We start from the raw sequence: 21,406 nt of genomic DNA, 5'->3' as shown, positions 1-21,406 counted from the left end.
GATACGCCCGCGACAGGCGAAAATCCGGATGCCGTCGCCGAGCGAATACATAAGATCACCGGCATGGCACTGCGACCTGTTCAGGTGAACGTCAAGGCCCTCGATGACGCGGCGGTCGGCCGGTTCTGGGCGGAGGCGCTCGGCTGGGGTGTCTCCAGCGAGGGGCCCGGCGTGACCAACGTGGAACCCGGCGACGGCTTCGTCTGGCCGGACCCGGCCGCTGTCTGCATCGACGTCGTCGCCGTCCCGGAACCCAAGACAGCGACGAAGAACCGTGTGCACCTCGATCTCGCCACCACCTCCGCGGCCCATCAGGCGGAGTGGGTCGCGCGGCTGAAGGCTCTCGGTGCGAAGCCCGCCGACGTGGGCCAGGGCGACGTGCCGTGGACGGTCCTCGCCGACCCGGAGGGCAACGAGTTCTGTGTGCTGGAGCCCCGGGAGATCTACCGGGACACCGGGCCGATCGCCCGGGTGGTGGTCGACTGCGTCGATCCGCGGGCCATGGCCCGGTTCTGGGGCGAGGCGACGGACTGGACGCTGCACGAGGTGACGGACGATCACGCGGTGCTGCGCTCCGCCCAGGGCGTCGGCCCGTACCTGGAGTTCCGCCGCTCGTCCGAGGCGAAGACCGTGCCGGACCGCGTCCATGTCGACCTGCTGCCGTACGCCGGTGACGACAAGGCGGCGGAGGTGGCCCGGTTGAAAACCCTCGGTGCCACCGACCTCGACCTCGGCCAGGGCGACGTCCCGTGGACGTGCCTGTCGGACCCGGAGGGCCATGAGTTCTGCGTCCTCGGCCCGCGCTGACGCGGATCCCCGACGGCACCCGGGCACGGGCGTGGGCCGCCACCCCAGGGGGCAGCGGCCCACGCGAGGTGCCTGCTACCTCTGGTTGATCCGCAGGAAGGTGACGGAGTTCGCCGGGAAGGTGTAGGTGAACTTCCGGTCCACCCCCCGGAACGTGGACGTCACCGGCGTCACCGGCGTGTCCGTCTCGGTGTTCACCGCGTCCTCGTCGGCGGCCAGCGTGGTCACGCGGGCCGTGGAGGCGACCTTCGCGCCACCCAGGTCGACGGCCGTACGGGCCTCGGCGGACTGGGCGTTGACGACCTTGACGATCAGGTCACCGGTCCTGGCGTCCTTGGTGACGACCTGGCGGAACGGCTCGGCCGGCTTGTCGTCCTTGAAGCTGCCCCACTCCTTGCCGTCCAGGAACAGGGTGACCTGACGGCCGCGCACCTTGATGTCGATGTCGTAGGCGCGGCCCGTCTCGATCGACCCGGCCTTCGTCATCAGCGTGCCCTTGCCGCCGTCGACGGCCTGCTCGATCGCGGACTGGGTGTTGTTCCAGCCGCCCAGGTTCCACCAGTAGTAGTTGCCGGTGTCCTTGACGCCGAAGGCGACGAGGAAGCCCTCCTTGCCGGACTTCTTGGTGGCCTTCACATGCAGGTCGTAGTCCTTCCAGGCCGGGTCGCCCGCCGTGACCATGGTGTTCTCGGCGGCGGTGTCGGTCTGGACGTACTGCCCGTCCTGGATGCTCCAGCTGCCCCGGCCACTGGTGGTCCACTTCGAGGCGTCGCCGGAGAAGTCGTCGCTGAGCAGCGTCGAGCCGTCCGCCGAGGTGACCTTCACGTCGTCGTACGCGGCGCTGGTCGCCCATGTGGACAGGCCGACGGCGCCGGTGATCGGGCCGCTGACGTTCGGCGTGGTCGTGGCCTTCGACGGGACGACGTGGTCGCCGACGTTGGTCATGAACAGCTTCTGGACCTCGTAGTTGGCCGAGTTCCAGGAGGCGTGGTTGTTGAACCAGATCATGTCCGGCCGCCACTGCACGTAGTCCTCGTTGGCGAGCAGCGGGGCGTACGAGGCGAGCTTGACGATGTCCGCGTTGCGCTCCAGGCCGGTCATGTAGGCGGCTTCGGACAGGCCGTTCTTCCAGGCGTTGCCCTGGGAGGCGTACTCGCCGAGGAAGACCTTGGGGCCCTTGCGGTCGTAGGAGTCGTAGCGGTCGTTGTTCTGGAGGAACCAGGTCGGGCTGTTGTAGTAGTGCTCGTCGACCATGTCGACCTTGCCCTCGCGGTTGAGCTGCCAGGCGGTGTCGAAGGTCGTGCCGGCGTCGTCCGGGCCCGAGTTGGAGATGACGGTGATGTCCGGGTACTTCGCCTTGATGGCGGCCCGGAACTGCTCGAAGCGGGCGAAGAACTCCTTCGGGAGGTTCTCCTCGTTGCCGACCCCGACGTGGGTCAGGTGGAAGGGCTTGGGGTGGCCCATCTGCGCGCGGACCTTGCCCCACTTGGAGGTCGCCGGGCCGTTGGCGAACTCGATGAGGTCGAGGGTGTCCTGGATGTGCCGCTTGAGCAGGGCGTCGTCGTCGGTGGCCTTGTTCTGGCCGCAGCCGGTCACCAGGGCGGGGACGACGGGCAGCGGCATGGCGCCGATGTCCTCGGAGAAGCGGAAGTACTCGTAGTAGCCGAGGCCGTAGCTCTGGTTGTAGCCCCAGAAGTTGGCGTTGGTCGCGCGCTGCTCTACGGGGCCGATGGTGTCCTTCCACTGGTAGCTGCGCTTGCGCTGCCAGTTCGAGGCCTCGCTGTAGTCCTCCATGGAGCCGGTGTTGACCAGGCAGCCGCCGGGGAAGCGCACGAAGCCGGGCTTCAGGGCGGCGATCTTCTCGGCGAGGTCCTTGCGCAGGCCGTTCGGCTGGTTCTTGTAGGTGTCGCGCGGGAACAGCGATATCTCATCGAGCGCGGCGGCGTTCGTCGAGACCACGGCGAGGCGGCCGCGGTTGCTGGTGCGGCTCGCGGTGAAGGTGGCCTTGTACTTGGCCCAGCCGCCCTTGACGGCCACCTGCCGGGCGGTGGCCAGCGTGCCCGCCGCGTCCTTGAGGGAGACGGTCAGCGTGCTGCCGCTCTCCGCGCGGGCCCACACGGAGAAGTCGTACTTCTTGCCCTGCTCGACCCGGATGCCGGTGTTGTAGCCGGCGTTCGTCACGGAGGAACCGGCGCCCAGGGAGAGGTAGTTGCGGTTGCGCTCGTTGAGGCGGCCCGAGTCGTTCACGACCTCGGCCGTGCCGCCGGCCGTCCACGAGGTCAGGGGCGTGTAGGAGCCGTTGTCGGCGGTGGAGTACTCGAAGGAGCGGTTCTGCACGAGCTCGGCGTACAGACCGCCGTCGGCGGCCCGGTTGATGTCCTCGAAGAAGACGCCGTACATCGTGTCGTCGATCGCCGCGCCCTTGGCGGACGGGTCGACGGTGATCGCGTAGTCGGTGACGTCCTCGGCGTGCGCGGGGGCCGGTACGAGGGCTGCTGCCGTCAGGAGGGCGGTGGTCGTGAGACCGACTCTCCATCGGGTGCGGGCGGTGCGTGGCATGGATACTCCGCGGCTCTCTGGTAGAGGAGTGTTCGAAATATCAGACATTGATCAGCACTTCGAACGGCAAGATAGGGAGGGGGCGGATGCGCGTCAATGGGTCGCGCAGCAACGGCCGGGACGGAGAGCGGTACGGGATGGGCGAGTTCTGGCCAGTGCCGGACGTACTGGCGTATCTGACCGGGCGCTGGCGCGTGGCCCGGTCGGTGCGGGATCTCGCGAGCGGCGAGCAGGGGGAGTTCTCCGGCACGACCCTGTTCACCGAGGAGGAGAACGGCGGGCTGCTGCACCACGAGTCCGGCACGTTCGTCTGGCAGGGAGTCGCCCGGCCCGCGGAACGGACGCTGCGGTTCCTGCCGGTCCCCGGCGGCACGGCGGACGTGCGGTTCGCGGACGGGCGGCCGTTCCACGACCTGGACCTGACATCCGGGCGGCACGTCACCGACCACCCCTGTGCGGCGGACCTCTACCGGGGCGAGTTCACCGTCCGGGACGCGGACCACTGGCGGACGGTGTGGCACGTACGCGGCCCGGCCAAGGACCTCGTGCTGCGCACCGACTACGCACGGGACGTCTGAGCCGGCACCCCGTCGAAGCGCAGGTTCCAGCGCCCCGCCCGGCCCGTCACGGCGGTCGTCGACAGCGGGCGGACGTCGATGTTCCAGTACGTCGAGGGCGGTGCCTTCAGGGCGTACACCAGAGCGGCGCGGATCACGGACGGCTCGGCGACGGCCACGACCCGGCAGCCGTCCTCGACGGGCCGGGTGTCGAGCCAGCCGCCGACGCGGGTGATGAAGTCCACCAGCGACTCACCGCCGTGCGGTGTGGCGCGGGGGTCGGCGAGCCAGGCGTCCACCGCCTCCGGCTCCCGGGCCATCGCCTCGCCCAGGGTCAGCCCGCGCCACCGGCCCATGTCGCAGTCCCGCAGACCGAGTTGCACCAGCGGCGCGTAGCCGAGCCCCTCCCCCGTCGCACGGCTGCGCGGAGTCGGCGAGCAGTAGCGCAACTCGGCCGCGGCGAGCGGCAGCAGCTCGTGTGCGACGCGCTCCACCTCACCCCAGCCGGCCTGGTCCAGCGGCCGGTCGTCCTCGAAGCGCTCGGCGAGCAGCGGGGAGCTGCGCGCGGCGGCGACGAACGTGACCCGAAGTGGCATGCGGTGATGGTGAGCGCCGCAAGTGCGCAGGTCAAGAGGGTTACCCAGGAGTTACCCAGGGTGCACCGACCCTCACTGGCCGAAGAGGAGAGCCATCCAGTGCTCGGGCCGCTCCAGCGGGGCGAACCCGAGCTTCTCGTAGACGCCGTGCGCGTCGTGCGTGGCGAGCAGGACCCGGCGCACCCCGTACTGCCGCAGCTCGTCCCGTACGCCCGCCACGAGCGCGGTGCCGACACCCTTGCCGCGCACCGACGGGTCGACGTACACGTCACACAGCCACCCGAAGGTCGCCCGGTCCGTGATGACCCGGGCGTACGCCACCTGCTCCCCCGACACCGTGTCGTACACGCCGAAGTTGAGCGACCCCTCGATCGCCCGGTCCTGCTTCTCGCGAGGGCGGCCCAGCGCCCAGTACGCGTCGGTGGACAGCCAGTGGTGGACGCGCTCGGCGTCGACGCGGGCGGGGTCGGTGGAGATCTCGTAGCCCTCGGGCAGGCTCGGTATGTCGGTCATGACGGGATGCTGGCAGGTCGGCGGCCGGGCGTCGACCTGTTATCCCAGCACCTCGTCGCAGGCCGCGCGCAGCCGCCGTACGCCCTCCGCGATCTCCCCGGTCCCCGCGACCGCCGCGAAGCTCAGCCGGATGTGCGCGGCCGGCGGCTCGGCGCTGAAGTAGGGGCGGCCGGGTGTGATCGCGACGCCCGCGCGCAAGGCGGCCGCCACGAGGGCCGGCTCGTCCGTCCCGTCCGGCAGACGCGGCCACAGGTGGTAGCCGCCGGACGGCACATGCGGCAGGACCAGTTCCGGCAGGTGCTGAGCGAGCGCGGCGGTCATCGCGTCCCGGCGCGCCTTCAACTCGGCGGACACCGCTCGCAGATGGCGCGGCCAGGCGGGCGAGCCGACGAGTTCCAGTGCCGCCTCCTGAAGGGGCCGGGGCACGAAGAAGGTGTCGACGACCTGAATCGCGCGCAGCCGCTCCAGGACCGGACCGCGCGCGGCCAGGGCGCTCACCCGGAAGCTCGGCGAGGTCGCCTTGGTCAGCGAGCAGACGTGGACGACGACACCGTCGGGGTCGTCGGCGGCCAGCGGGCGCGGCAGCGGCCCCGCATCCTCGTGCACGAGCCGCCGCACGAAGTCGTCCTCGACGACGAACGCGCCCGCTGCCCGGGCGATGCGCAGCACCTCGCCGCGCCGCTCGGGGGCGAGCACGGCACCGGTGGGGTTCTGGAAGAGCGGCTGGCAGACGAAGGCCGGGGCACCGGTGGCCCGGAAGGCGTCGGCGAGCAGCGCCGGTTTCACGCCGTCCGCGTCCACCGGGACAGGCACCGGGCGCAGGCCCGCGGCACGGGCGATGGCGAGCATGCCGGGGTAGGTCGGGGATTCGACGAGGACGGGGGCGCCGGGCGGGGCGAGGGCGCGCAGGGCGGTGGTGAGCGCGGACTGTCCGCCCGCGGTGACCAGCACCTCGGCGGCCGTGAAGGATCCGCCGATGCCGCGCGCGAACCACTCGCGCAGCTCCGGCAGCCCCTCCACGGGTGGGCGTCCCCAGGCGCCGGGGCGGCGTCCGGCTCGCGACAGGGCGGCGGCCATCGCGCGCTCCGGCTGCAACGAAGGGTGCAGATAGCCGCCGTTGAACTCGATCACGCCGGGCGGCGGGGCGGCCAGCGTGACGAGGACCCCGGAGGCGTCCACCGAGCGCGGCACGAGGTCGGCGGCACCGTCCGCGCTGAGCGCGACCTCCTGCCAGGAGGTGTCCCCGGCGGGGGCCGGTGCCGTCCGGGCCTGCGCGCGGAACGCGCCCGCGCCGGGCCGGGTGACGACCAGTCCCTCGGCGGCGAGCTGCGCCAGCGCCCGGGACACGGTCACGGGGCTCACCCGGAACCGCTCGACCAGGGCCCGGCTCGACGGCAGCTTTCCATCCGGCGAGTAGCGGTCGAGCTCCCGCCGTAGCTGTTCCGCCAGTTCACCGACGCTGCTACGCTCTTGCATGAGAGTACAGAGTAGCGCTACCACCGCTTCCCGGATAGCGGTCACCGAGGAACGGGAGCAGCGGCCCGGCCTCGGCACCCTCCAGGCCACCCTGGGCGTCATCGCCTTCTCCCTCACCTTCCCCGCCACTGCCTGGGGTCTGGAGGGCTTCGGCCCCTGGTCGCTGGTCGCCGTCCGCAGCGTCCTGGCAGCGGTGATCGCGGGCGGTGCTCTGCTCGTCCTGCGTGTCCCGCTGCCCGCCCGCCGCCACTGGTCCGGCCTCGCGGTCGTCGCGGCCGGTGTCGTGCTCGGTTTCCCGCTGCTGACCACGCTCGCGCTGGAGACCTCGACCACCGCGCACGCCGCCGTCGTGGTCGGACTGCTCCCCCTGACCACGGCTCTCTTCTCCGCCCTGCGTGTCGGCACCCGCCCCTCGCGCACCTTCTGGGCGGCGGCCCTCGCCGGTGCGGCGGCGGTGCTGGCCTTCACCGTGCAGCAGAGCGGCGGTGCCCTGAGCAGGGCCGACGTGTATCTCTTCGCGGCGCTGCTGGTGTGCGCGGCCGGCTACACCGAGGGCGGCCGGCTCGCCCGGGTCATGCCGGGCTGGCACGTCATCGGCTGGGCGCTGGTGCTGTGCCTGCCGCTGACCGTGCCCGTCGCCGCGTTCGCCCTGGCGCAGGAGCCCGTACACCTGACCGCGCACAGCGTCGCCGGGCTGCTGTGGGTCGCGGCGGGCTCGCAGTTCCTCGGGCTGGTCGTCTGGTACCGGGGCATGGCGGCCGTCGGCATCCCGAAGGCCAGCCAGTTGCAGCTCGCCCAGCCCCTGCTCACACTGGTGTGGTCGGTGCTGCTGCTGGGCGAGCACCTGCCGGTGGCCGCCCCGCTGACAGCCGTGGCGGTGCTGGTCTGCATCGCCGTCACACAACGGGCGCGCGGCTGAGCGGGGCCCGCACGGCCCCTGCCGAGTCGCGCCCCCGGCCGTAGACTCAAAAGCCACGGACCGCTGCTCCACACCTCGTGAGGAGGCCCCAGATGCGCGCAACCGTGGGCGACCAGCTTGTCCAGCACGGCAGGGTGGTCGGTCAGCACGACAAAGTCGGCGAGATCGTCGAAGTGCTGGGCCAGGAGGGCAACCCCCCGTACCGCGTCCGGTTCGAGGACGGGCACGAGGGCGTGTGCTCGCCGGGACCCGACACCGAGATCCGGCACCGGGAGACCACCACCGGGCCGTGATTCAGCGCGGCGGCGTCGCCGGCTGCCCGTAGTGGTCGGCGACCACTCTCGCCATCGCCCCGATCCGATCGGCCGCCACGTCCTTGGCGGCGAAGAAGACGTGCCCGCGCACCTGCGCGTGCTCCCTGGCCAGCGTCAGGTGCCGGGACAGCTCGGCCGGGTCCTGCCAGGCCGCGGGCTGCGCCGGGTCACCGGCCTTGTACAGCGCCTCCCCCGCATACAGCTGCGTCGAGCTGCCGCGCGCGACCTCCGCCCACCAGGGCAGCAGTTTCGCGTAGTCGGCGGCGGCGAAGCCGATGTTCCAGTACAGCTGCGGGACGATGTAGTCGATCCAGCTCTCGCGCACCCACTTGCGGGTGTCCGCGTGCAGGTCGTCGTAGGTCTGCACGCCCGCCCGGCTGTCCGAGCCGGACGGGTCGGTGGCGGCGTTGCGCCACACGCCGAAGGGGCTGACGCCGAAGGGGGTGCCGGGCCGGACCTGCCTGACGCGCTCCGCCGTCTCGCGCACCAGCTTGTCGATGTTGTCCCGCCGCCACGCCGCCCGGTCCGGGAAGCCGCCGCCGTACTCCTCGTAGGCCTCGTCGTCGTCGAAGCTCTGGCCCGCCACCGGGTACGGGTAGAAGTAGTCGTCGAAGTGGACGCCGTCCACGGGGTACTTCTCCACCGCGTCGAGCATCGCGTCCTGCACGAAGCCCCGCACCTCGGGCAGCCCGGGGTTGTAGAAGAGCTTCCCGCCGTAGGTCACCACCCAGTCCGGGTTCCTGCGGGCGGGATGGCCGGGGGCGAGCCGGGTCGGGTCGGCGTGGGCGGCGACCCGGTACGGGTTGAACCAGGCGTGCAGCTTCAGGCCGCGGGCGTGGGCCTCCTCCACGGCCGTGCCCAGCGGATCCCAGCCGGGGTCCTTGCCCTGGGTGCCGGTGAGGTACTGCGCCCACGGCTCGAACGGCGAGGGCCACAGGGCGTCCGCCGTGGGCCGGACCTGGAAGATCACCGTGTTGAGCCGGTTGCGGACCGCCCTGTCGAGGTGGGTGATCAGCTCGGCCCGCTGCTGCGTGGCGGTCAGGCCCGGCTTCGACGGCCAGTCGCGGTTGGCCACCGTGGCCAGCCACACGCCCCGCATCTCGGCGGCCGCCCTGTCGTCGCCCCGGCCGTCACCCCCGCCGGCCGGCTTGGGCGCGGCCGACGCCGGAGGCGTCATCGTGAAAGCCGACAGCGCCGCCACCGCGAACGCCCTGCGTGACACTCGTCCCATCCGCATGCCCCAAAAAGCCGCGGATCCGCCCGGTCGCGGATCGCTCCGCGCCCAGCATGCCCGAAGCGGACGCGACCCCAGCGATCGATCATCGATACTTGGGAGTAACGTGCACGAACGGAGCAGGCACCGGGACCCGGAGCACCTGCCCGGAAGTGGATCAGCAGCGAAAGGGACGATGTGACGGACACCCCAGCGGGAGACATTGCACGCGTCGGAGTCGTGGGCTGCGGTCAGATGGGCGCGGGGATCGCCGAGGTGTGCGCCCGGTCCGGTCTGGACGTCATGGTCGCCGAGACCACCGGCGAGGCCCTGGAGATCGGCCGGACCCGGCTGTTCAACTCCCTGGCCAAGGCAGCCGAGCGCGGCAAGATCACCGAGGAGGAGCTGGAGGCCACGCAGGCCCGTCTGAGCTTCACCACGGACCTCGGCGAGTTCGCCGACCGCGACCTGGTGATCGAGGCCGTCGTCGAGAACGAGCAGGTCAAGACCGAGATCTTCCAGGTGCTCGACCAGGTCGTGACCCGGCCCGACGCCATCCTGGCCTCCAACACCTCCTCCATCCCGCTGGTGAAGCTGGCGGTGGCGACCTCGCGGCCCGACCAGGTCATCGGCATCCACTTCTTCAACCCGGCCCCGGTGCAGAAGCTCGTCGAGCTGATCCCGGCCCTCACCACGTCCGAGGGCACGCTGAGCCGGGCGCAGTTGTTCACCGAGAAGATGCTGGGCAAGCACGCGATCCGCGCCCAGGACCGCTCCGGCTTCGTGGTGAACGCGCTGCTGATCCCGTACCTGCTCTCCGCCATCCGGATGTTCGAGACGGGCATCGCCAGCCGCGAGGACATCGACAACGGCATGGAGATGGGCTGCGCCCACCCGATGGGCCCGCTGAAGCTCTCCGACCTCATCGGCCTCGACACGGTCGCCTCGGTGGCCCAGTCGATGTACGAGGAGTACAAGGAGCCCCTGTACGCCGCTCCCCCGCTCCTGCAGCGCATGGTCGACGCGGGCCGGTTGGGCCGCAAGACGGGGTCGGGCTTCTACACGTACGACTGACCCGTACACGCCCCCCGAGGCTGATTACTGACGGTCAGAATTCGGCCAACCCACGGGCCCGGCACCGGAATTGGTGCCGGGTCCGCTGCATTCACACACCGTGTGCGCCCCGGGCTCGCATATGCCCGTCGCACACTCTCCCCAGGCGTCCACCAGGCGAGTTGACTCCCAGTGCGCATGCAAGGGATGTGCAACGACTACGGAAAGGAGCGGACTCGTGACCGTCGATCCCGAGCATCCGGTCGTCCATGGAGAACTCGCAGAGTTACGACGCCGCCTCGACGTGGCGTACGCCCGTGTCGAGGGCGGGCTGGCTCTGCTCAGCCACCGCACCGAGGAGACCGCCAAGGAACTCGACGAGCTGAACACCCGGATCAACTCACTGGAACACGCGCGCTGGCCGCTGCCCGCGGTCGCCGCCCTCACCGCCGTGGGTGCCCTCGTCGTGGCGATCTGGCAGGCACTGGGACGCTAGCTCAGGGCAAGGTGTCCTGTCCGAGCCTGAGATGGTGCAGCAGCAGTAACGCGGCCGCCATGTTGGCGGCCGGGACCTCCCCGCGGGCGACCATGTCGGGTACGAGCTTGAGGGGGACCCATTCCCGGCGGTCCGACTCGAAGTCGTCCACGGGGTGCCCGACGTACTCGCCCTCGTCGGCCCAGTACACGTGGTGCCGGGCGTCGGTGAGCCCGTTGGACGGCTCCACGCTCATGAGGTGGTGCAGGGGTCCCGGCCGCCAGCCGGTCTCCTCCTCCAGTTCCCTGGCGGCCGCGCGGGCGATGTCCTCGCCGTCCTCGACGACGCCCGCCGCGAGTTCCCACCCCCAGCTGTCGGTGATGAAGCGGTGCCGCCAGAGCAGCAGGACCTCGTTGGCCGCGTTCACGACCGTGGCCACGGCAACGGGCCGCAGCCGTATGAGGAAGTGGTCGAGGTGCCGGCCGTCCGGCAGTTCGACATCCGCGAGATTGACGCTGAACCAGCGGTTTGAGTACACATTTTGTTCGTTGCGTTTCGTCCACTGCACGGTTCTGCCACCTTCCGTCGAGTAAGTGGCAATATCGCAGCAGGGATGGAGTGACAGCAGGCGCACAGGAAGTCGCTCGGGATGACGCGGTCGCCCGCCGCCCGGGTCTACAACGGTACGCGCAGCGCCCCGTCGATGAGTTCCGCGGCCTCGGCCGTGCCCGAGCAGCCGCTGCGCACCAGGTGCTCCCGCACCGCGCGCAACCGGTCGCGCAGCCGCTGGGACTCCATGCCGCGGGCCTGCTCGGCCATCTGCACGGCGATGGCCACGGCCTTGTCCGCGTTGCCCTGCCGCAGCTCGATCGTGCTGAGCATGGCCAGCCGGTGCACCCGGCCGCGGTCGTGCGCCGGGTTGTCGACCGCGGCCGCGGCGTGCTCCCCGGCGGCCGCGATCTCCCCGAGGCTCAGCAGCGCCTCCGCCACCTGGACGTTGACCAGCCCCGGCTGGACATACCCCGTCTCGTCGGGCTCGTAGCCGCGCCGGATGCGGGCCGCGGCCTGCTCGGCCCGCCGGATGCAGGACAGGGCGCTCGTGCCGTCCCCGAGATGCGCGTACGCCTTGGCCTGCATCGCGTACAGGTCGGAGGCGAGCGCCGGGGTGATGTGCTTGCCTGCGGCCCGCAGCGCGGCCTCCGCGAAGGCCACGGCCTGCCGGTACTCCCGCATGAACAGCGACTGGTTGACCAGCAGTGCGATGACGTAGGCGCCGAGCCCGCGGTCCCCGCTGGCCTTGGCCAGCCGCAGGGCCTGATGGAAGTAGCGCTGCGCGAGGCCGTGCGCGTCGGAGTCGTAGGCGCAGATCCCGGCGACGGCCACCAGTCCGCCCGTGGCGCGGTGGAGGTGACGGCCCGTCTCGTCGGTGTAGCTGCCGCGCAGCAGCGGCGCGGCCTCGGAGTTGAGGAAGCCGACGATGCGGGCCCGCGTCGCGATGCCCCCGGCCTTGCGGTACAGCTGCTCGTAGTGGGTGCGGGCGGCCCGCAGCATGTCGAGGTCGCCCGGGGTGACCCGGTGTCTGCCGCCGCGCGAGACGTCCACGTCCTCGGGCGGGTTCTCCCACTCCCACACGGGCATGACGGCGGGCGTACCGGTGAGCGCGGGCGCGCCCAGGATGTGCGGGCGCTGCTGCTGGTCGGAGCGCCACAGGGCGGTGGCCCGCTCGACGAAGCCGGACAGCGAGCCGGTGTGCGGCGCGGACGGCTCCCCGGGTACGCCCAGGCCGATGTCGTCCAGGGTCACCTGCCGCTGCAACCGGGCGGCGAGCACCTCGCAGATCAGGTCGGGCACCTGGCCCCGGGGACGCTGCCCCTTCAACCACCGGGCGACGGCGGTGTGTTCGTACCGCAGGGACAGACCACGCGCCCGTCCCGCCTGGTTGACGTGTGCGGCCAGCCCCGCGTGCGAGATCCCGGCCTCGTCCAGGATCGCGTCGAGCAGAGTGTTGGGCTGCATGTGGGCCCCCCGGGTGGCTCGGTGCCGCCAGATTAGTGGCTCCGCCTTCACACGGGGTGTGAACGGAGTGCTCGAATCCGGGCTGTGTGCGCACTGTCGCGGAGAGTCGTCAGCCGGTTGACTGAAATGCCTCGCAAGAGGCCGGCCGGGCCGCCGGCTCCCCCTCGTACAGTGCGGCGGCCCGCTTCCGCCGTCCGCCCGGCTGCCTGCCCGACACTCCGTGGCGGGGCGGACGGCTCCGCCGGCCACGCCGGGTGGTTCATCGCCGTTGGGTGAGGGGTGCGTCGTCGACCGCGGGTGCGTCGTGGCCGGTCGCGCGGTCCCCCGCGCCCCTGAGGGACGTGCACCCGCTCTTCGTGAGGATCATCAGGGCGATGTCGTCCGCAGGTCCACCCCGGGTGTGATCCCGGAGGGCCGTGGAAATCCTGCCCAGGATCGTCTGCGAGGAGAACGGCGCGTCCCGCACCGCCCTCGTCAGGGCCTGCGGCAACGGAAAGAACCGGCCACGGGCATCCCTCGCGTCCTGGGCACCGTCCGTGAAGAGGAACAGGGCGTCACCGTGGTCCAGGTACCCCAGCCCCACGGTGGGCAGGTCGGCCGGGAGCGGGAACAGGCCCAGGGGCGGGTACGGGTCGGCCGGGGCGAGCTGGGCGACGTCCGTGCCGCTGAGCCGGTAGGGCCACGGGTGCCCGCAGTTCAGGGCGGTCGTCTCCCCGTCGGCGCGGATCTCCACGAGCAGCAGGGTCACGAACTCCTCGGCGGCGCCCGCCGGTTGTTCCTGGCGCAGATGCCGGGCCAGGGCGCGTTCCAGCCGGTGGAGCACACCGCCGAGATCCTTCTCGTCGTGCGCGGCCTCACGGAAACAGCCGAGCACGGCGGCGACGGTCCCGAACGTCCCGATGCCGTGCCCTCGGACGTCACCCATCACGGCCCGTACGCCGTACTCGGTGGCGACGACCTCGTACAGGTCGCCGCCGATGGCCGCCCCGCGCTCCGAGGGCAACTGGGCGGCGGCGACGTCCAGTCCGTCGACACACGGGGGCAGCGGCCTCAGCAGCGCGCTCTGTGCGGCACCCGCGACGCGGCGCACCTGTCGCAGCTCGCGCATCAGCGTCTGCCGGACATGGAGGATCAGCCCGGTGCCGACCGCGAAGAACACGGCACTGGTGACGATCCGCGCTTCGAGGCCGGTCTCCTGGGCGAGCGGACAGGCCAGCTTGTACGTGACGGCCGCGGCGCCCCACACCGTCGGCAGACCGAGACTTCGCACCCGACCCCTGATGCGGATCATGCCGATGGCCCCCCCAATAGGCCCCTGACACACAGAATCGGACCGGCCCCAATATGGCCGGTCCGATTCTGTCGACAGCACACCCGGAAGGGCAGGCTTACCTACCTTTACCACTCAAACGAGTGAGGTGATCCGCCTCAAGGGGCGAGGGGAGCACTAACTCCGCAACTCGGCGCCCACGCGCTCACCGGCAAGGGCCACCGCCGCGTCCCGAGCCGCGGAGGCCTCATCCACGGTCAGCGTCCGATCAGCCGCGCGGAACCGCAACGCGTACGCCAGGGACTTGCGCCCCTGCCCCAACTGCTCGGCGTTCTCGTACACGTCGAACAGCCGAATCGACTCCAGCAGCTCCCCGGCCCCCTCGCGCAGGGCCTCCTCGACCTCCGCCGCCGGAACGACCGCGTCGACGACCAGGGCGACGTCCTGCGTGGCGACGGGGAACGTGGAGATCCGCGGCGCCCGCGCCGTGGCGTCACCCGCCGACTCCACCGCGTCCAGGTCGATCTCCATCGCGCAGGTGCGCTCCGGCAGCCCCAGGGCCTTCACCACACGCGGGTGCAACTCCCCCGCGTGGCCCACGACGCGCTCGGCGCCGTCCACGGTGAGCGCGAGCTCGGCACACCGCCCGGGGTGCCACGGCCCGTACTGCCCCTTGCGGATGATGAGCTCGGCGCCGGCCTCACGGGCGACGGAACGCGCCGCCTCCACCGCGTCGGCCCAGTCGGCCGGGCGGCCCTTGCCCCACCAGCCGGCCTGCTCCCGCGCACCGGCGAGGACGACGGCGGCGTGCCGCGGCTGCTCGGGCAGCGCCGCGTTCAGCTCGGCGAGTTCCTCGTCGGTCGGGCGGCGGTCGACGGGCAGCACGGCGGCGATCCGCTGCTCCTCGCGCGGCCGGAAGACCAGGCCGGTCTCGAACAGCGCGAGGTCGTGCGAGCCCCGGCCGTCGTTGCGCCGCAGCGCGGTGAGCAGGCCCGGCAGCAGCGTCGTGCGCAGCGCGGGCTCCTCGTCGCTCAGCGGGTTGCTGAGCTTCACGACGCGGCGGGCCGGGTCGTCCGCTTCGAGGCCCAGCTGGTCGAAGACCTGCTCACCGATGAACGGGTAGTTCAGCGCCTCGACATACCCGGCACCGGCCAGGGCGCGGCCGACGCGGCGGTGCAGCCGCTGCCGGTCGGTCAGGCCGAGGCCGGCCGGCGGCTTGGGCAGCGTGGAGGGCAGGTTCTCGTAGCCCTCGAGGCGGATGACCTCTTCGGCCAGGTCGTTCGGGTCGGTGAGGTCGGGGCGCCAGGACGGAGCGGTGACGATCAGCTCGTCCTGCCCGGACACGTCGCAGCCGATCTCCTGGAGCCGCCGTACGACGGTCTCCCGGCCGTAGGCGACGCCCGCGACCTTGTCCGGGTGGTCGGCCGGGATGGTGATGGTGCGGGGCGCGGTCGGGGCGAGAACCTCGGTGACGCCGGCCTCTGCGGTGCCGCCCGCGAGCAGGACCAGCAAGTCCACCGTGCGCTGCGCGGCGGCAGCGGCGGCCTGCGGGTCGACGCCGCGCTCGAAGCGCCGGGACGCCTCGGAGGACAGCTTGTGGCGCCGGGCCGTGCGCGCGATCGACACCGCGTCGAAGTGGGCGGCCTCGATGACGATGTCCGCCGTGGCGTTCTCGGTGTCGTCGTGGTCGGCGATCTCCGTATTGGCGCCGCCCATGACACCGGCGAGGCCGATGGGGCCGCGGTCGTCGGTGATCACCAGGTCCTCGGCGTCCAGCGTGCGCTCGACACCGTCGAGGGTGGTGAGCTTCTCGCCCGGCTCGGCCCGGCGCACGCCGATCGTGCCCTGGACCAGGCCGCGGTCGTAGGCGTGCAGCGGCTGGCCGAGCTCCATCATCACGTAGTTGGTGACGTCGACGGCGAGCGAGATCGGGCGCATGCCGACCTTCTGCAGCCGGCGCTGGAGCCAGATCGGCGAGCGGGCCTCGGCGCTCAGGCCGGTCACCGTGCGGGCCGTGAAACGGTCGCAGCCGGTGGGGTCGGAGATCCGCACCGGGTAGCCGTACGCGTTCGGGGCGGGCACGTCGAGCAGGGCCGGGTCGCGCAGCGGCAGGCCGTAGGCGATGGCGGTCTCGCGGGCGACGCCGCGGATGGACAGGCAGTAGCCGCGGTCGGGCGTGACGGCGATGTCGAGGACCTCGTCGACCAGCTCCAGCAGCTCGATCGCGTCCTTGCCGACCTCGGTCTCCGCTGGCAGCACGATGATGCCCTTGGTGCCGTCGTCGCCCATGTTCAGCTCGTCGCTGGAGCAGATCATGCCGCGGGACATCTTGCCGTAGGTCTTGCGCTCGGCGATCTGGAAGTCACCGGGCAGGACGGCACCCGGCAGCGCCACGACGACCTTGTCGCCGACGGCGAAGTTGCGGGCGCCGCAGACGATCTCCTGGGGCTCGCCGGTGCCGTTGGCCTGGCCGACGTCGACGGTGCAGAAGCGGATCGGCTTCTTGAACTCCGTCAGCTCCTCGATGGTCGCCACCTGGCCGACGACGAGCGGGCCCTTGAGGTCGGCGCCGAGGTGCTCGACGGTCTCCACCTCGAGCCCTGCCGAGACGAGCTTCTCCTGGACGTCGCGGCCGGATTCCGTCGCCGGCAGGTCGACGTACTCCCGCAGCCAAGAAAGCGGGACCCGCATCAGATCTCCATCCCGAACGGCCGGGTGAACCGGACGTCACCCTCGACCATGTCTCGCATGTCCTCGACGTTGTGGCGGAACATCAGCATCCGCTCGATGCCGAACCCGAAGGCGAAGCCGCTGTACTTCTCGGGGTCGACGCCGCAGGCGGTGAGCACCCGCGGGTTGACCATGCCGCAGCCGCCGAGCTCGATCCAGCCCTCGGAGGAGCAGGTGCGGCAGGGCCGGTCGGGGTTGCCGATGGACTCGCCCTTGCAGACGTAGCAGAGCATGTCCATCTCGGCGCTCGGCTCGGTGAAGGGGAAGTAGTTCGGCCGCAGCCGGGTCTTCATGTCCTCACCGAACAGGGACTGCACCATGTGGTCCAGGGTGCCCTTGAGGTCCGCCATGGTCAGGCCCTCGTCGATGGCGAGCAGCTCGATCTGGTGGAAGACGGGCGTGTGCGTGGCGTCCAGCTCGTCGGTGCGGAACACGCGGCCGGGGCAGACGATGTAGACCGGCAGCTCACGGTCGAGCAGGGCGCGGGCCTGCACCGGGGAGGTGTGGGTGCGCAGCACGACGCCGGACCCGGACTCCTCGGTGCCCTTCGGGCCCTGCACGAAGAACGTGTCCTGCATCTGCCGGGCCGGGTGATCGGGCAGGAAGTTCAGGGCGTCGAAGTTGAACCACTCCGCCTCGGCCTCCGGCCCTTCGGCGACCTCGTAGCCCATGGCCACGAAGACGTCCGCGACCCGCTCCATCATCGTGGTGAGCGGGTGCCGGGCGCCGGCCGGTACGCGGTCGTAGGGCAGGGTGACGTCCACCGCCTCCTCGACCAGCACACGGGCGTCCCGCTCGGCCTCCAGCTCCGCCTGGCGGGCGGCGAGGCCCTTGTTCACGGCGCCGCGGGCCTGCCCGACGCGCTTGCCGGCGTCGGCCTTGGCGTGCGGGGGCAGGGCGCCGATCTCGCGGTTGGCGAGGGCCAGCGGGGAGGCGGGGCCGGTGTGGGCGACCTTGGCCTCGTGGAGCGCGTCGAGGGAGTCCGCGGCGGCGAAGGCGGCGAGCGCCTCGTCCCGCATGCGCTCGATCTCTTCCGGTTTCAACGCCTCGACCTCTACAGGGTCGTACGACTTATTCGGTGCCGACATCTCTTCCCGTGCTTCCGATTGGCTGGCTGGAGGTCCCCGTCACCGACTCCGACGGCCGTCTGCGGGACACAAAGGTGCCAAGGGCCGAGTCTAACGGGGTGGAGGTGTACGAATGCGCCCGCGGGCTGCTCAGGCGAGATAGGCCGGAGCGCTCACGGGCAACGTAAATCGGAACTCGGCGCCGGCGCCGGGCGCGCGGCCGACCGTGATGGTGCCGCCGTGGGCTTCGACGATGCCCTTGACGATGTAGAGCCCGAGGCCCGTGCCGCCGCGCTTGCTGCCCCGCCAGAAGCGGGTGAAGACGCGGTTCATGGACTCCTCCGGGATGCCGGGCCCCTCGTCGCTCACCGTGACCGACGTGCCGATGTCCTCGCCCTCGCGGGGGGACGCCGTGGCCGTGACGTCGATCGTGACAGTTCCCTCGCCGTGCCGCACGGCATTTTCCAGGAGGTTGCTGAGCACCTGGTCGATCTTGTCGGGGTCGGCCCACAGGTCGGGCAGTGGCTGCTGGACGCGCAGCAGGAACCGGTCGGCGGGCTGCCCGGCGGCGACGTAGGCCTGGATGTGCCGGCCGACGGCGGCGCCGATGTCGACGGGCTGGCGCCGCACCTCCAGGCGGCCGGAGTCGATCCGCGAGATGTCGAGCAGCTCGGCGATGAGCCGGGTGACCCGGTCGGCGTCGGCGTCGACGGTCTCCAGCATCAGCCGCTTCTGGTCGTCGGTGAAGCGTTCCCACTTGGCCAGCAGCGTGGCGGTGAAGCCCTTGACGGAGGTCAGCGGGGAGCGCAGCTCGTGGGCGACGGTGGCGATCAGCTCGGCGTGGCTGCGTTCGGTGCGGCGGCGGGCCTCGGTGTCGCGCAGGGTGACGACCAGGCGGCGGAGGGGGCCGGTGGGGCGGGTGCGGACGTAGCGCGCGGAGACCAGCACCTCACGGCCGCCGGGGAGGAGGAGGTTACGCTCGGGCTGTCCGACCCGGATCGCGAGACCGCCGTACGGGTCGGTCAGCTGCCACCAGCGCCGCCCCTCCAGATCCTCTAATGGCAGGGCTTTCTCCAGGGGCTGTCCGAGGGCGTCCCGGGCGCGGACGGCGGTGATGCGCTCGGCGGCGGCGTTGAAGCAGACGATCCGGCCCTGCTCGTCGGCGATGACGAGTCCGTCGGGCAGCATGTCGGGGTCGATGCCGATGTCGGCGAGATCACCGGGTGGCCGGGACGCGGCGGGCGGGCTCCCGGCGTCCTGGGCCCCTGGTGCGCTGCTCGTGCCGACGCTCATCCCCGTACCCCACCTCCAAGGCTCCACAGAGGGGTCCCTGAGCTGGTCACCCTACTAGTTCCCGGTGACGGAGCGGCACCCTCCGGCGGCGCGCTGTGCACGCGCCGACGCGTAGAGACATACGGCGGCGGCGGTGGCGAGGTTCAGGCTCTCGGCCTTCCCGTGGATCGGGACGCGGACGACGGCGTCCGTGAGGGCGCGGGTCTCCTCCGGCAGGCCCCAGGCCTCGTTGCCGAAGACCCAGGCGGTGGGCCCGCCCATGGTGCCCTTGTCGAGCTCGTCGTCGAGGTCGCGGTCGCCGGCCCCGTCGGCGGCGAGGACCCGGACACCGGCCGCCCGCAGCCCTTCGACGGCCTGCTCCACGGGGACGCCGACGGCGACGGGCAGGTGGAACAGGGAGCCGACGGAGGCGCGGACGGCCTTGGGGTTGTACACGTCGACGGAGGCGTCGGTCAGGACGACGGCCTCGGCACCGGCGGCGTCGGCGCAGCGCAGCACGGTCCCGGCGTTGCCGGGGTCACGGACGTTGGCGAGGAGGGCGACGAGCCGGGGGCGCGCCGCGAGGACCTCTTCGAAGGGCGTGTCCAGGAACCGGCAGACGCCGACGAGGCCCTGCGGGGTGACGGTGGTGGAGATGTCGGCGATGACCTGCTCGGCGGCGAGGTGCACCCGGGCGCCGGCGTCCCGGGCCTCCCCCACGATGTCGGCGTACCGCTCGGCGGCCTCCAGCGTGGCGAACAGCTCCACGAGCGTGGCCGCCTCCCCGGTCCGGTGCCCGGCCGACTCACGCACCGCCTGCGGCCCCTCCGCGAGGAACAGACGCTCCTTCCCCCGGAAGTTCCGCTTCGCCAGCCGCCGCGCGGCCAGGACGCGGGGGGAACGGGGGGAGATGAGCTCGGGGGTGGCGGGGGGCATCGCGTTCGCTTTCTCAGTAGCTGGCTGCACAGCAGGACCCGCAGGCCAGTGGCCTGCGGGTCCTTGAGTCACATCGGCTCGGAGCCGGCGTCAGGCCGCCTTGGGGGCGTTGACGTCGCTCGGCAGCGCCTTCTGGGCGACCTCGACGAGCGCGGCGAACGCACCGGCGTCGTTGACGGCCAGCTCGGCCAGGATCTTGCGGTCGACCTCGATGTTCGCGGCCTTCAGACCCTGGATGAAGCGGTTGTAGGTCATGCCGTTGGCGCGGGCAGCGGCGTTGATGCGCTGGATCCACAGCTGACGGAAGTCACCCTTGCGCTTCTTGCGGTCGTTGTAGTTGTAGACCAGCGAGTGGGTGACCTGCTCCTTGGCCTTGCGGTACAGGCGCGAACGCTGACCGCGGTAGCCGGAGGCCTGCTCGAGGATCGCCCGGCGCTTCTTGTGGGCGTTCACTGCCCGCTTGACGCGTGCCACTTTTTAACTCCTTGTAGCGGGGCCGCGGTGGTCCGCACACGGCCCGAAATCGATTGGGTCCCGGTCCTGACGTACGGCGCTCAGGCGCCGGAGCGTCACTTGCCGAGAAGCTTCTTGATCTTCTTGGCGTCGCCCGGGGCCATCTCGGCGTTGCCGGTGAGGCGACGCGTCACACGGGACGACTTGTGCTCGAGCAGGTGGCGCTTGCCGGCACGCTCGCGGAGCACCTTGCCGGAGCCGGTGATCTTGAAGCGCTTGCTGGACCCGCTGTGCGACTTGTTCTTCGGCATAGCGCCGTACTCTCCTCGTCGGTGGCGCTCCGGTGCCCGGTCGTGAAACCGGGCACGGTGGAGCGTCGTCTTGTTTCGGTTGCTTCCTGGGGACTCGCGCCCCCCGGGATCACGCGTCGGCGGAAGCCTCGGCCGGAGCCTCGGCGGAGTCCTCGGCGAGCTCGGCCTCGGCGGCGTTCTGCGACTTGCCGGGGTTGGCCTTCGCCTCGGCCTTGCGGGCCTCCTGCGCCTGGCGAGCCTCGGCCATCGCCTCGGTCTTCTTCTTGTGCGGACCGAGAACCATGATCATGTTTCGGCCGTCCTGCTTCGGGTTCGACTCGACGAAACCGAGGTCTGCGACGTCCTCCGCGAGCCGCTGGAGCAGTCGGTAGCCCAGCTCGGGCCGGGACTGCTCGCGACCACGGAACATGATCGTGATCTTGACCTTGTCGCCCTGCTTGAGGAACCGAACGACGTGACCCTTCTTGGTGTCATAGTCGTGCGGGTCGATCTTCGGCCGGAGCTTCATCTCCTTGATGACCGTGTGCGCCTGGTTCTTGCGCGCCTCACGGGCCTTCATGGCCGACTCGTACTTGAACTTCCCGTAGTCCATGAGCTTGCACACGGGCGGACGGGCGTTCGCCGCGACCTCGACCAGGTCCAGGTCGTACTCCTGCGCAAGCTCCAGTGCCTTGGCCAGGGGGACGATGCCCACCTGCTCGCCACTGGGACCGACAAGTCGCACCTCGGGAACGCGAATCCGGTCGTTGATGCGGGGCTCGGCGCTGATGGATCCTCCTCGGTAGCACCACGCGACGGTCTGGCGGACGGCCGCGTAACGTCTCTATTCGATAGACCTAACCGCGCCGAAGCACAAAAAATGCCCCGGA

General features: G+C 71.3%; 21 protein-coding genes. 6 read left to right on the top strand and 15 right to left on the bottom strand.

Annotated features, from left to right (window positions below):
* Nucleotides 1-63 precede the first annotated feature (63 nt).
* Nucleotides 64-807 carry a VOC family protein gene (locus ABZ192_RS18875; RefSeq protein ID WP_356925589.1) on the top strand — a complete coding sequence of 248 codons (744 nt, stop codon included), beginning with the start codon at nt 64-66 and terminating at the stop codon, nt 805-807.
* A gap of 75 nt (nt 808-882) precedes the next feature.
* Here the strand turns inward: ABZ192_RS18875 and ABZ192_RS18870 are convergent, their stop codons facing one another.
* Nucleotides 883-3,366 (bottom strand): alpha-L-arabinofuranosidase C-terminal domain-containing protein, encoded by a 2,484-nt coding sequence (locus ABZ192_RS18870; protein WP_356925588.1) that lies wholly within the window; start codon nt 3,364-3,366, stop codon nt 883-885.
* A gap of 137 nt (nt 3,367-3,503) precedes the next feature.
* On the opposite strand from ABZ192_RS18870, the gene ABZ192_RS18865 reads away from it, so the two are divergent.
* The gene (locus ABZ192_RS18865; RefSeq protein ID WP_356925648.1) at nt 3,504-3,944 is read left to right on the top strand and encodes a DUF6314 family protein; all 441 of its coding nucleotides are present in this window, start codon (nt 3,504-3,506) and stop codon (nt 3,942-3,944) included.
* On the opposite strand, the gene ABZ192_RS18860 is transcribed toward ABZ192_RS18865, so the two are convergent.
* From ABZ192_RS18860 to ABZ192_RS18850, 3 genes are all read right to left on the bottom strand, one after another.
* Nucleotides 3,926-4,519, bottom strand: coding sequence for a histidine phosphatase family protein (locus tag ABZ192_RS18860; protein WP_020272334.1), 594 nt, complete (start codon nt 4,517-4,519; stop codon nt 3,926-3,928). The genes ABZ192_RS18865 and ABZ192_RS18860 overlap by 19 nt on opposite strands.
* A gap of 72 nt (nt 4,520-4,591) precedes the next feature.
* Nucleotides 4,592-5,032 (bottom strand): GNAT family N-acetyltransferase, encoded by a 441-nt coding sequence (locus ABZ192_RS18855; protein WP_356925587.1) that lies wholly within the window; start codon nt 5,030-5,032, stop codon nt 4,592-4,594.
* Nucleotides 5,033-5,071: 39 nt separating this feature from the next.
* Entirely contained in the window at nt 5,072-6,508 is a 1,437-nt protein-coding gene (locus tag ABZ192_RS18850; RefSeq protein ID WP_356925586.1) for a PLP-dependent aminotransferase family protein, read from the bottom strand.
* Between ABZ192_RS18850 and ABZ192_RS18845 the strand changes: the two genes are divergently transcribed.
* Nucleotides 6,507-7,427 (top strand): DMT family transporter, encoded by a 921-nt coding sequence (locus tag ABZ192_RS18845; RefSeq protein ID WP_356925585.1) that lies wholly within the window; start codon nt 6,507-6,509, stop codon nt 7,425-7,427. The two genes, ABZ192_RS18850 and ABZ192_RS18845, sit on opposite strands and share 2 nt — an antisense overlap.
* A gap of 92 nt (nt 7,428-7,519) precedes the next feature.
* Nucleotides 7,520-7,720, top strand: coding sequence for a DUF1918 domain-containing protein (locus tag ABZ192_RS18840; RefSeq protein WP_010045242.1), 201 nt, complete (start codon nt 7,520-7,522; stop codon nt 7,718-7,720).
* Nucleotide 7,721: 1 nt separating this feature from the next.
* Here ABZ192_RS18840 and ABZ192_RS18835 read toward each other — a convergent pair whose 3' ends face one another.
* On the bottom strand, nt 7,722-8,972 hold the full coding sequence (locus tag ABZ192_RS18835; protein WP_356925584.1) for a family 10 glycosylhydrolase: 1,251 nt from the start codon (nt 8,970-8,972) through the stop codon (nt 7,722-7,724).
* A gap of 180 nt (nt 8,973-9,152) precedes the next feature.
* On the opposite strand from ABZ192_RS18835, the gene ABZ192_RS18830 reads away from it, so the two are divergent.
* Nucleotides 9,153-10,028, top strand: coding sequence for a 3-hydroxybutyryl-CoA dehydrogenase (locus ABZ192_RS18830; protein WP_150479869.1), 876 nt, complete (start codon nt 9,153-9,155; stop codon nt 10,026-10,028).
* Nucleotides 10,029-10,245: 217 nt separating this feature from the next.
* On the top strand, nt 10,246-10,503 hold the full coding sequence (locus ABZ192_RS18825; protein WP_010045250.1) for a hypothetical protein: 258 nt from the start codon (nt 10,246-10,248) through the stop codon (nt 10,501-10,503).
* 1 nt (nt 10,504) lies between these two features.
* Here ABZ192_RS18825 and ABZ192_RS18820 read toward each other — a convergent pair whose 3' ends face one another.
* The 10 genes from ABZ192_RS18820 to infC all read right to left on the bottom strand — a co-directional run bounded on the left by ABZ192_RS18820 (nt 10,505) and on the right by infC (nt 21,306).
* Complete coding sequence (locus ABZ192_RS18820; protein WP_356925583.1) at nt 10,505-11,050, bottom strand: NUDIX hydrolase; 546 nt, start codon at nt 11,048-11,050, stop codon at nt 10,505-10,507.
* A gap of 107 nt (nt 11,051-11,157) precedes the next feature.
* On the bottom strand, nt 11,158-12,498 hold the full coding sequence (locus ABZ192_RS18815; protein ID WP_356925582.1) for a transcriptional regulator: 1,341 nt from the start codon (nt 12,496-12,498) through the stop codon (nt 11,158-11,160).
* 259 nt (nt 12,499-12,757) lie between these two features.
* Nucleotides 12,758-13,768 carry a PP2C family protein-serine/threonine phosphatase gene (locus ABZ192_RS18810; protein WP_356925581.1) on the bottom strand — a complete coding sequence of 337 codons (1,011 nt, stop codon included), beginning with the start codon at nt 13,766-13,768 and terminating at the stop codon, nt 12,758-12,760.
* A 177-nt stretch (nt 13,769-13,945) separates the two neighbouring features.
* A complete protein-coding gene (gene pheT / locus ABZ192_RS18805) occupies nt 13,946-16,459 on the bottom strand; it encodes a phenylalanine--tRNA ligase subunit beta (protein WP_356925580.1) in 2,514 nt (837 codons plus the stop codon).
* Complete coding sequence (pheS, locus tag ABZ192_RS18800) at nt 16,459-17,586, bottom strand: phenylalanine--tRNA ligase subunit alpha (protein WP_150479873.1); 1,128 nt, start codon at nt 17,584-17,586, stop codon at nt 16,459-16,461. The genes pheT and pheS overlap by 1 nt, the downstream gene beginning before the upstream one ends.
* 129 nt (nt 17,587-17,715) lie before the next feature.
* Nucleotides 17,716-18,858: an ATP-binding protein gene (locus ABZ192_RS18795; protein ID WP_356925579.1), complete on the bottom strand. Its 1,143-nt coding sequence runs from the start codon at nt 18,856-18,858 to the stop codon at nt 17,716-17,718.
* Between the two features lie 54 nt (nt 18,859-18,912).
* Complete coding sequence (locus ABZ192_RS18790; protein WP_356925578.1) at nt 18,913-19,773, bottom strand: RNA methyltransferase; 861 nt, start codon at nt 19,771-19,773, stop codon at nt 18,913-18,915.
* A 90-nt stretch (nt 19,774-19,863) separates the two neighbouring features.
* Complete coding sequence (rplT, locus tag ABZ192_RS18785) at nt 19,864-20,247, bottom strand: 50S ribosomal protein L20 (protein WP_010045263.1); 384 nt, start codon at nt 20,245-20,247, stop codon at nt 19,864-19,866.
* Between the two features lie 95 nt (nt 20,248-20,342).
* Nucleotides 20,343-20,537, bottom strand: coding sequence for a 50S ribosomal protein L35 (rpmI, locus tag ABZ192_RS18780; protein WP_059419477.1), 195 nt, complete (start codon nt 20,535-20,537; stop codon nt 20,343-20,345).
* Nucleotides 20,538-20,646: 109 nt separating this feature from the next.
* Nucleotides 20,647-21,306, bottom strand: coding sequence for a translation initiation factor IF-3 (infC, locus tag ABZ192_RS18775; protein ID WP_356925647.1), 660 nt, complete (start codon nt 21,304-21,306; stop codon nt 20,647-20,649).
* Between the last annotated feature and the right edge of the window lie 100 nt (nt 21,307-21,406).

The organism is Streptomyces sp. NPDC006235 (assembly GCF_040613735.1).
In the GTDB taxonomy this organism is placed as follows: Bacteria; Actinomycetota; Actinomycetes; order Streptomycetales; family Streptomycetaceae; genus Streptomyces.
Note: the sequence above shows the minus strand (reverse complement) of the source record. Positions and strands in the feature narration are given on the sequence as shown.

Bases quoted from the DNA above. Each gene is read 5' to 3' on its own strand.
- ABZ192_RS18875 (WP_356925589.1), top strand. From the start codon at position 64: ATGGCACTGCGACCTGTTCAGGTGAACGTCAAGGCCCTCGATGACGCG.
- ABZ192_RS18865 (WP_356925648.1), top strand. From the start codon at position 3,504: ATGGGCGAGTTCTGGCCAGTGCCGGACGTACTGGCGTATCTGACCGGG.
- ABZ192_RS18815 (WP_356925582.1), bottom strand. From the start codon at position 12,498: ATGCAGCCCAACACTCTGCTCGACGCGATCCTGGACGAGGCCGGGATC.
- pheT (WP_356925580.1), bottom strand. From the start codon at position 16,459: ATGCGGGTCCCGCTTTCTTGGCTGCGGGAGTACGTCGACCTGCCGGCG.
- ABZ192_RS18840 (WP_010045242.1), top strand. From the start codon at position 7,520: ATGCGCGCAACCGTGGGCGACCAGCTTGTCCAGCACGGCAGGGTGGTC.
- ABZ192_RS18870 (WP_356925588.1), bottom strand. From the start codon at position 3,366: ATGCCACGCACCGCCCGCACCCGATGGAGAGTCGGTCTCACGACCACC.
- ABZ192_RS18855 (WP_356925587.1), bottom strand. From the start codon at position 5,032: ATGACCGACATACCGAGCCTGCCCGAGGGCTACGAGATCTCCACCGAC.
- ABZ192_RS18860 (WP_020272334.1), bottom strand. From the start codon at position 4,519: ATGCCACTTCGGGTCACGTTCGTCGCCGCCGCGCGCAGCTCCCCGCTG.
- ABZ192_RS18835 (WP_356925584.1), bottom strand. From the start codon at position 8,972: ATGGGACGAGTGTCACGCAGGGCGTTCGCGGTGGCGGCGCTGTCGGCT.
- ABZ192_RS18845 (WP_356925585.1), top strand. From the start codon at position 6,507: ATGAGAGTACAGAGTAGCGCTACCACCGCTTCCCGGATAGCGGTCACC.
- ABZ192_RS18795 (WP_356925579.1), bottom strand. From the start codon at position 18,858: ATGAGCGTCGGCACGAGCAGCGCACCAGGGGCCCAGGACGCCGGGAGC.
- rpmI (WP_059419477.1), bottom strand. From the start codon at position 20,537: ATGCCGAAGAACAAGTCGCACAGCGGGTCCAGCAAGCGCTTCAAGATC.
- ABZ192_RS18790 (WP_356925578.1), bottom strand. From the start codon at position 19,773: ATGCCCCCCGCCACCCCCGAGCTCATCTCCCCCCGTTCCCCCCGCGTC.
- pheS (WP_150479873.1), bottom strand. From the start codon at position 17,586: ATGTCGGCACCGAATAAGTCGTACGACCCTGTAGAGGTCGAGGCGTTG.
- ABZ192_RS18850 (WP_356925586.1), bottom strand. From the start codon at position 6,508: ATGCAAGAGCGTAGCAGCGTCGGTGAACTGGCGGAACAGCTACGGCGG.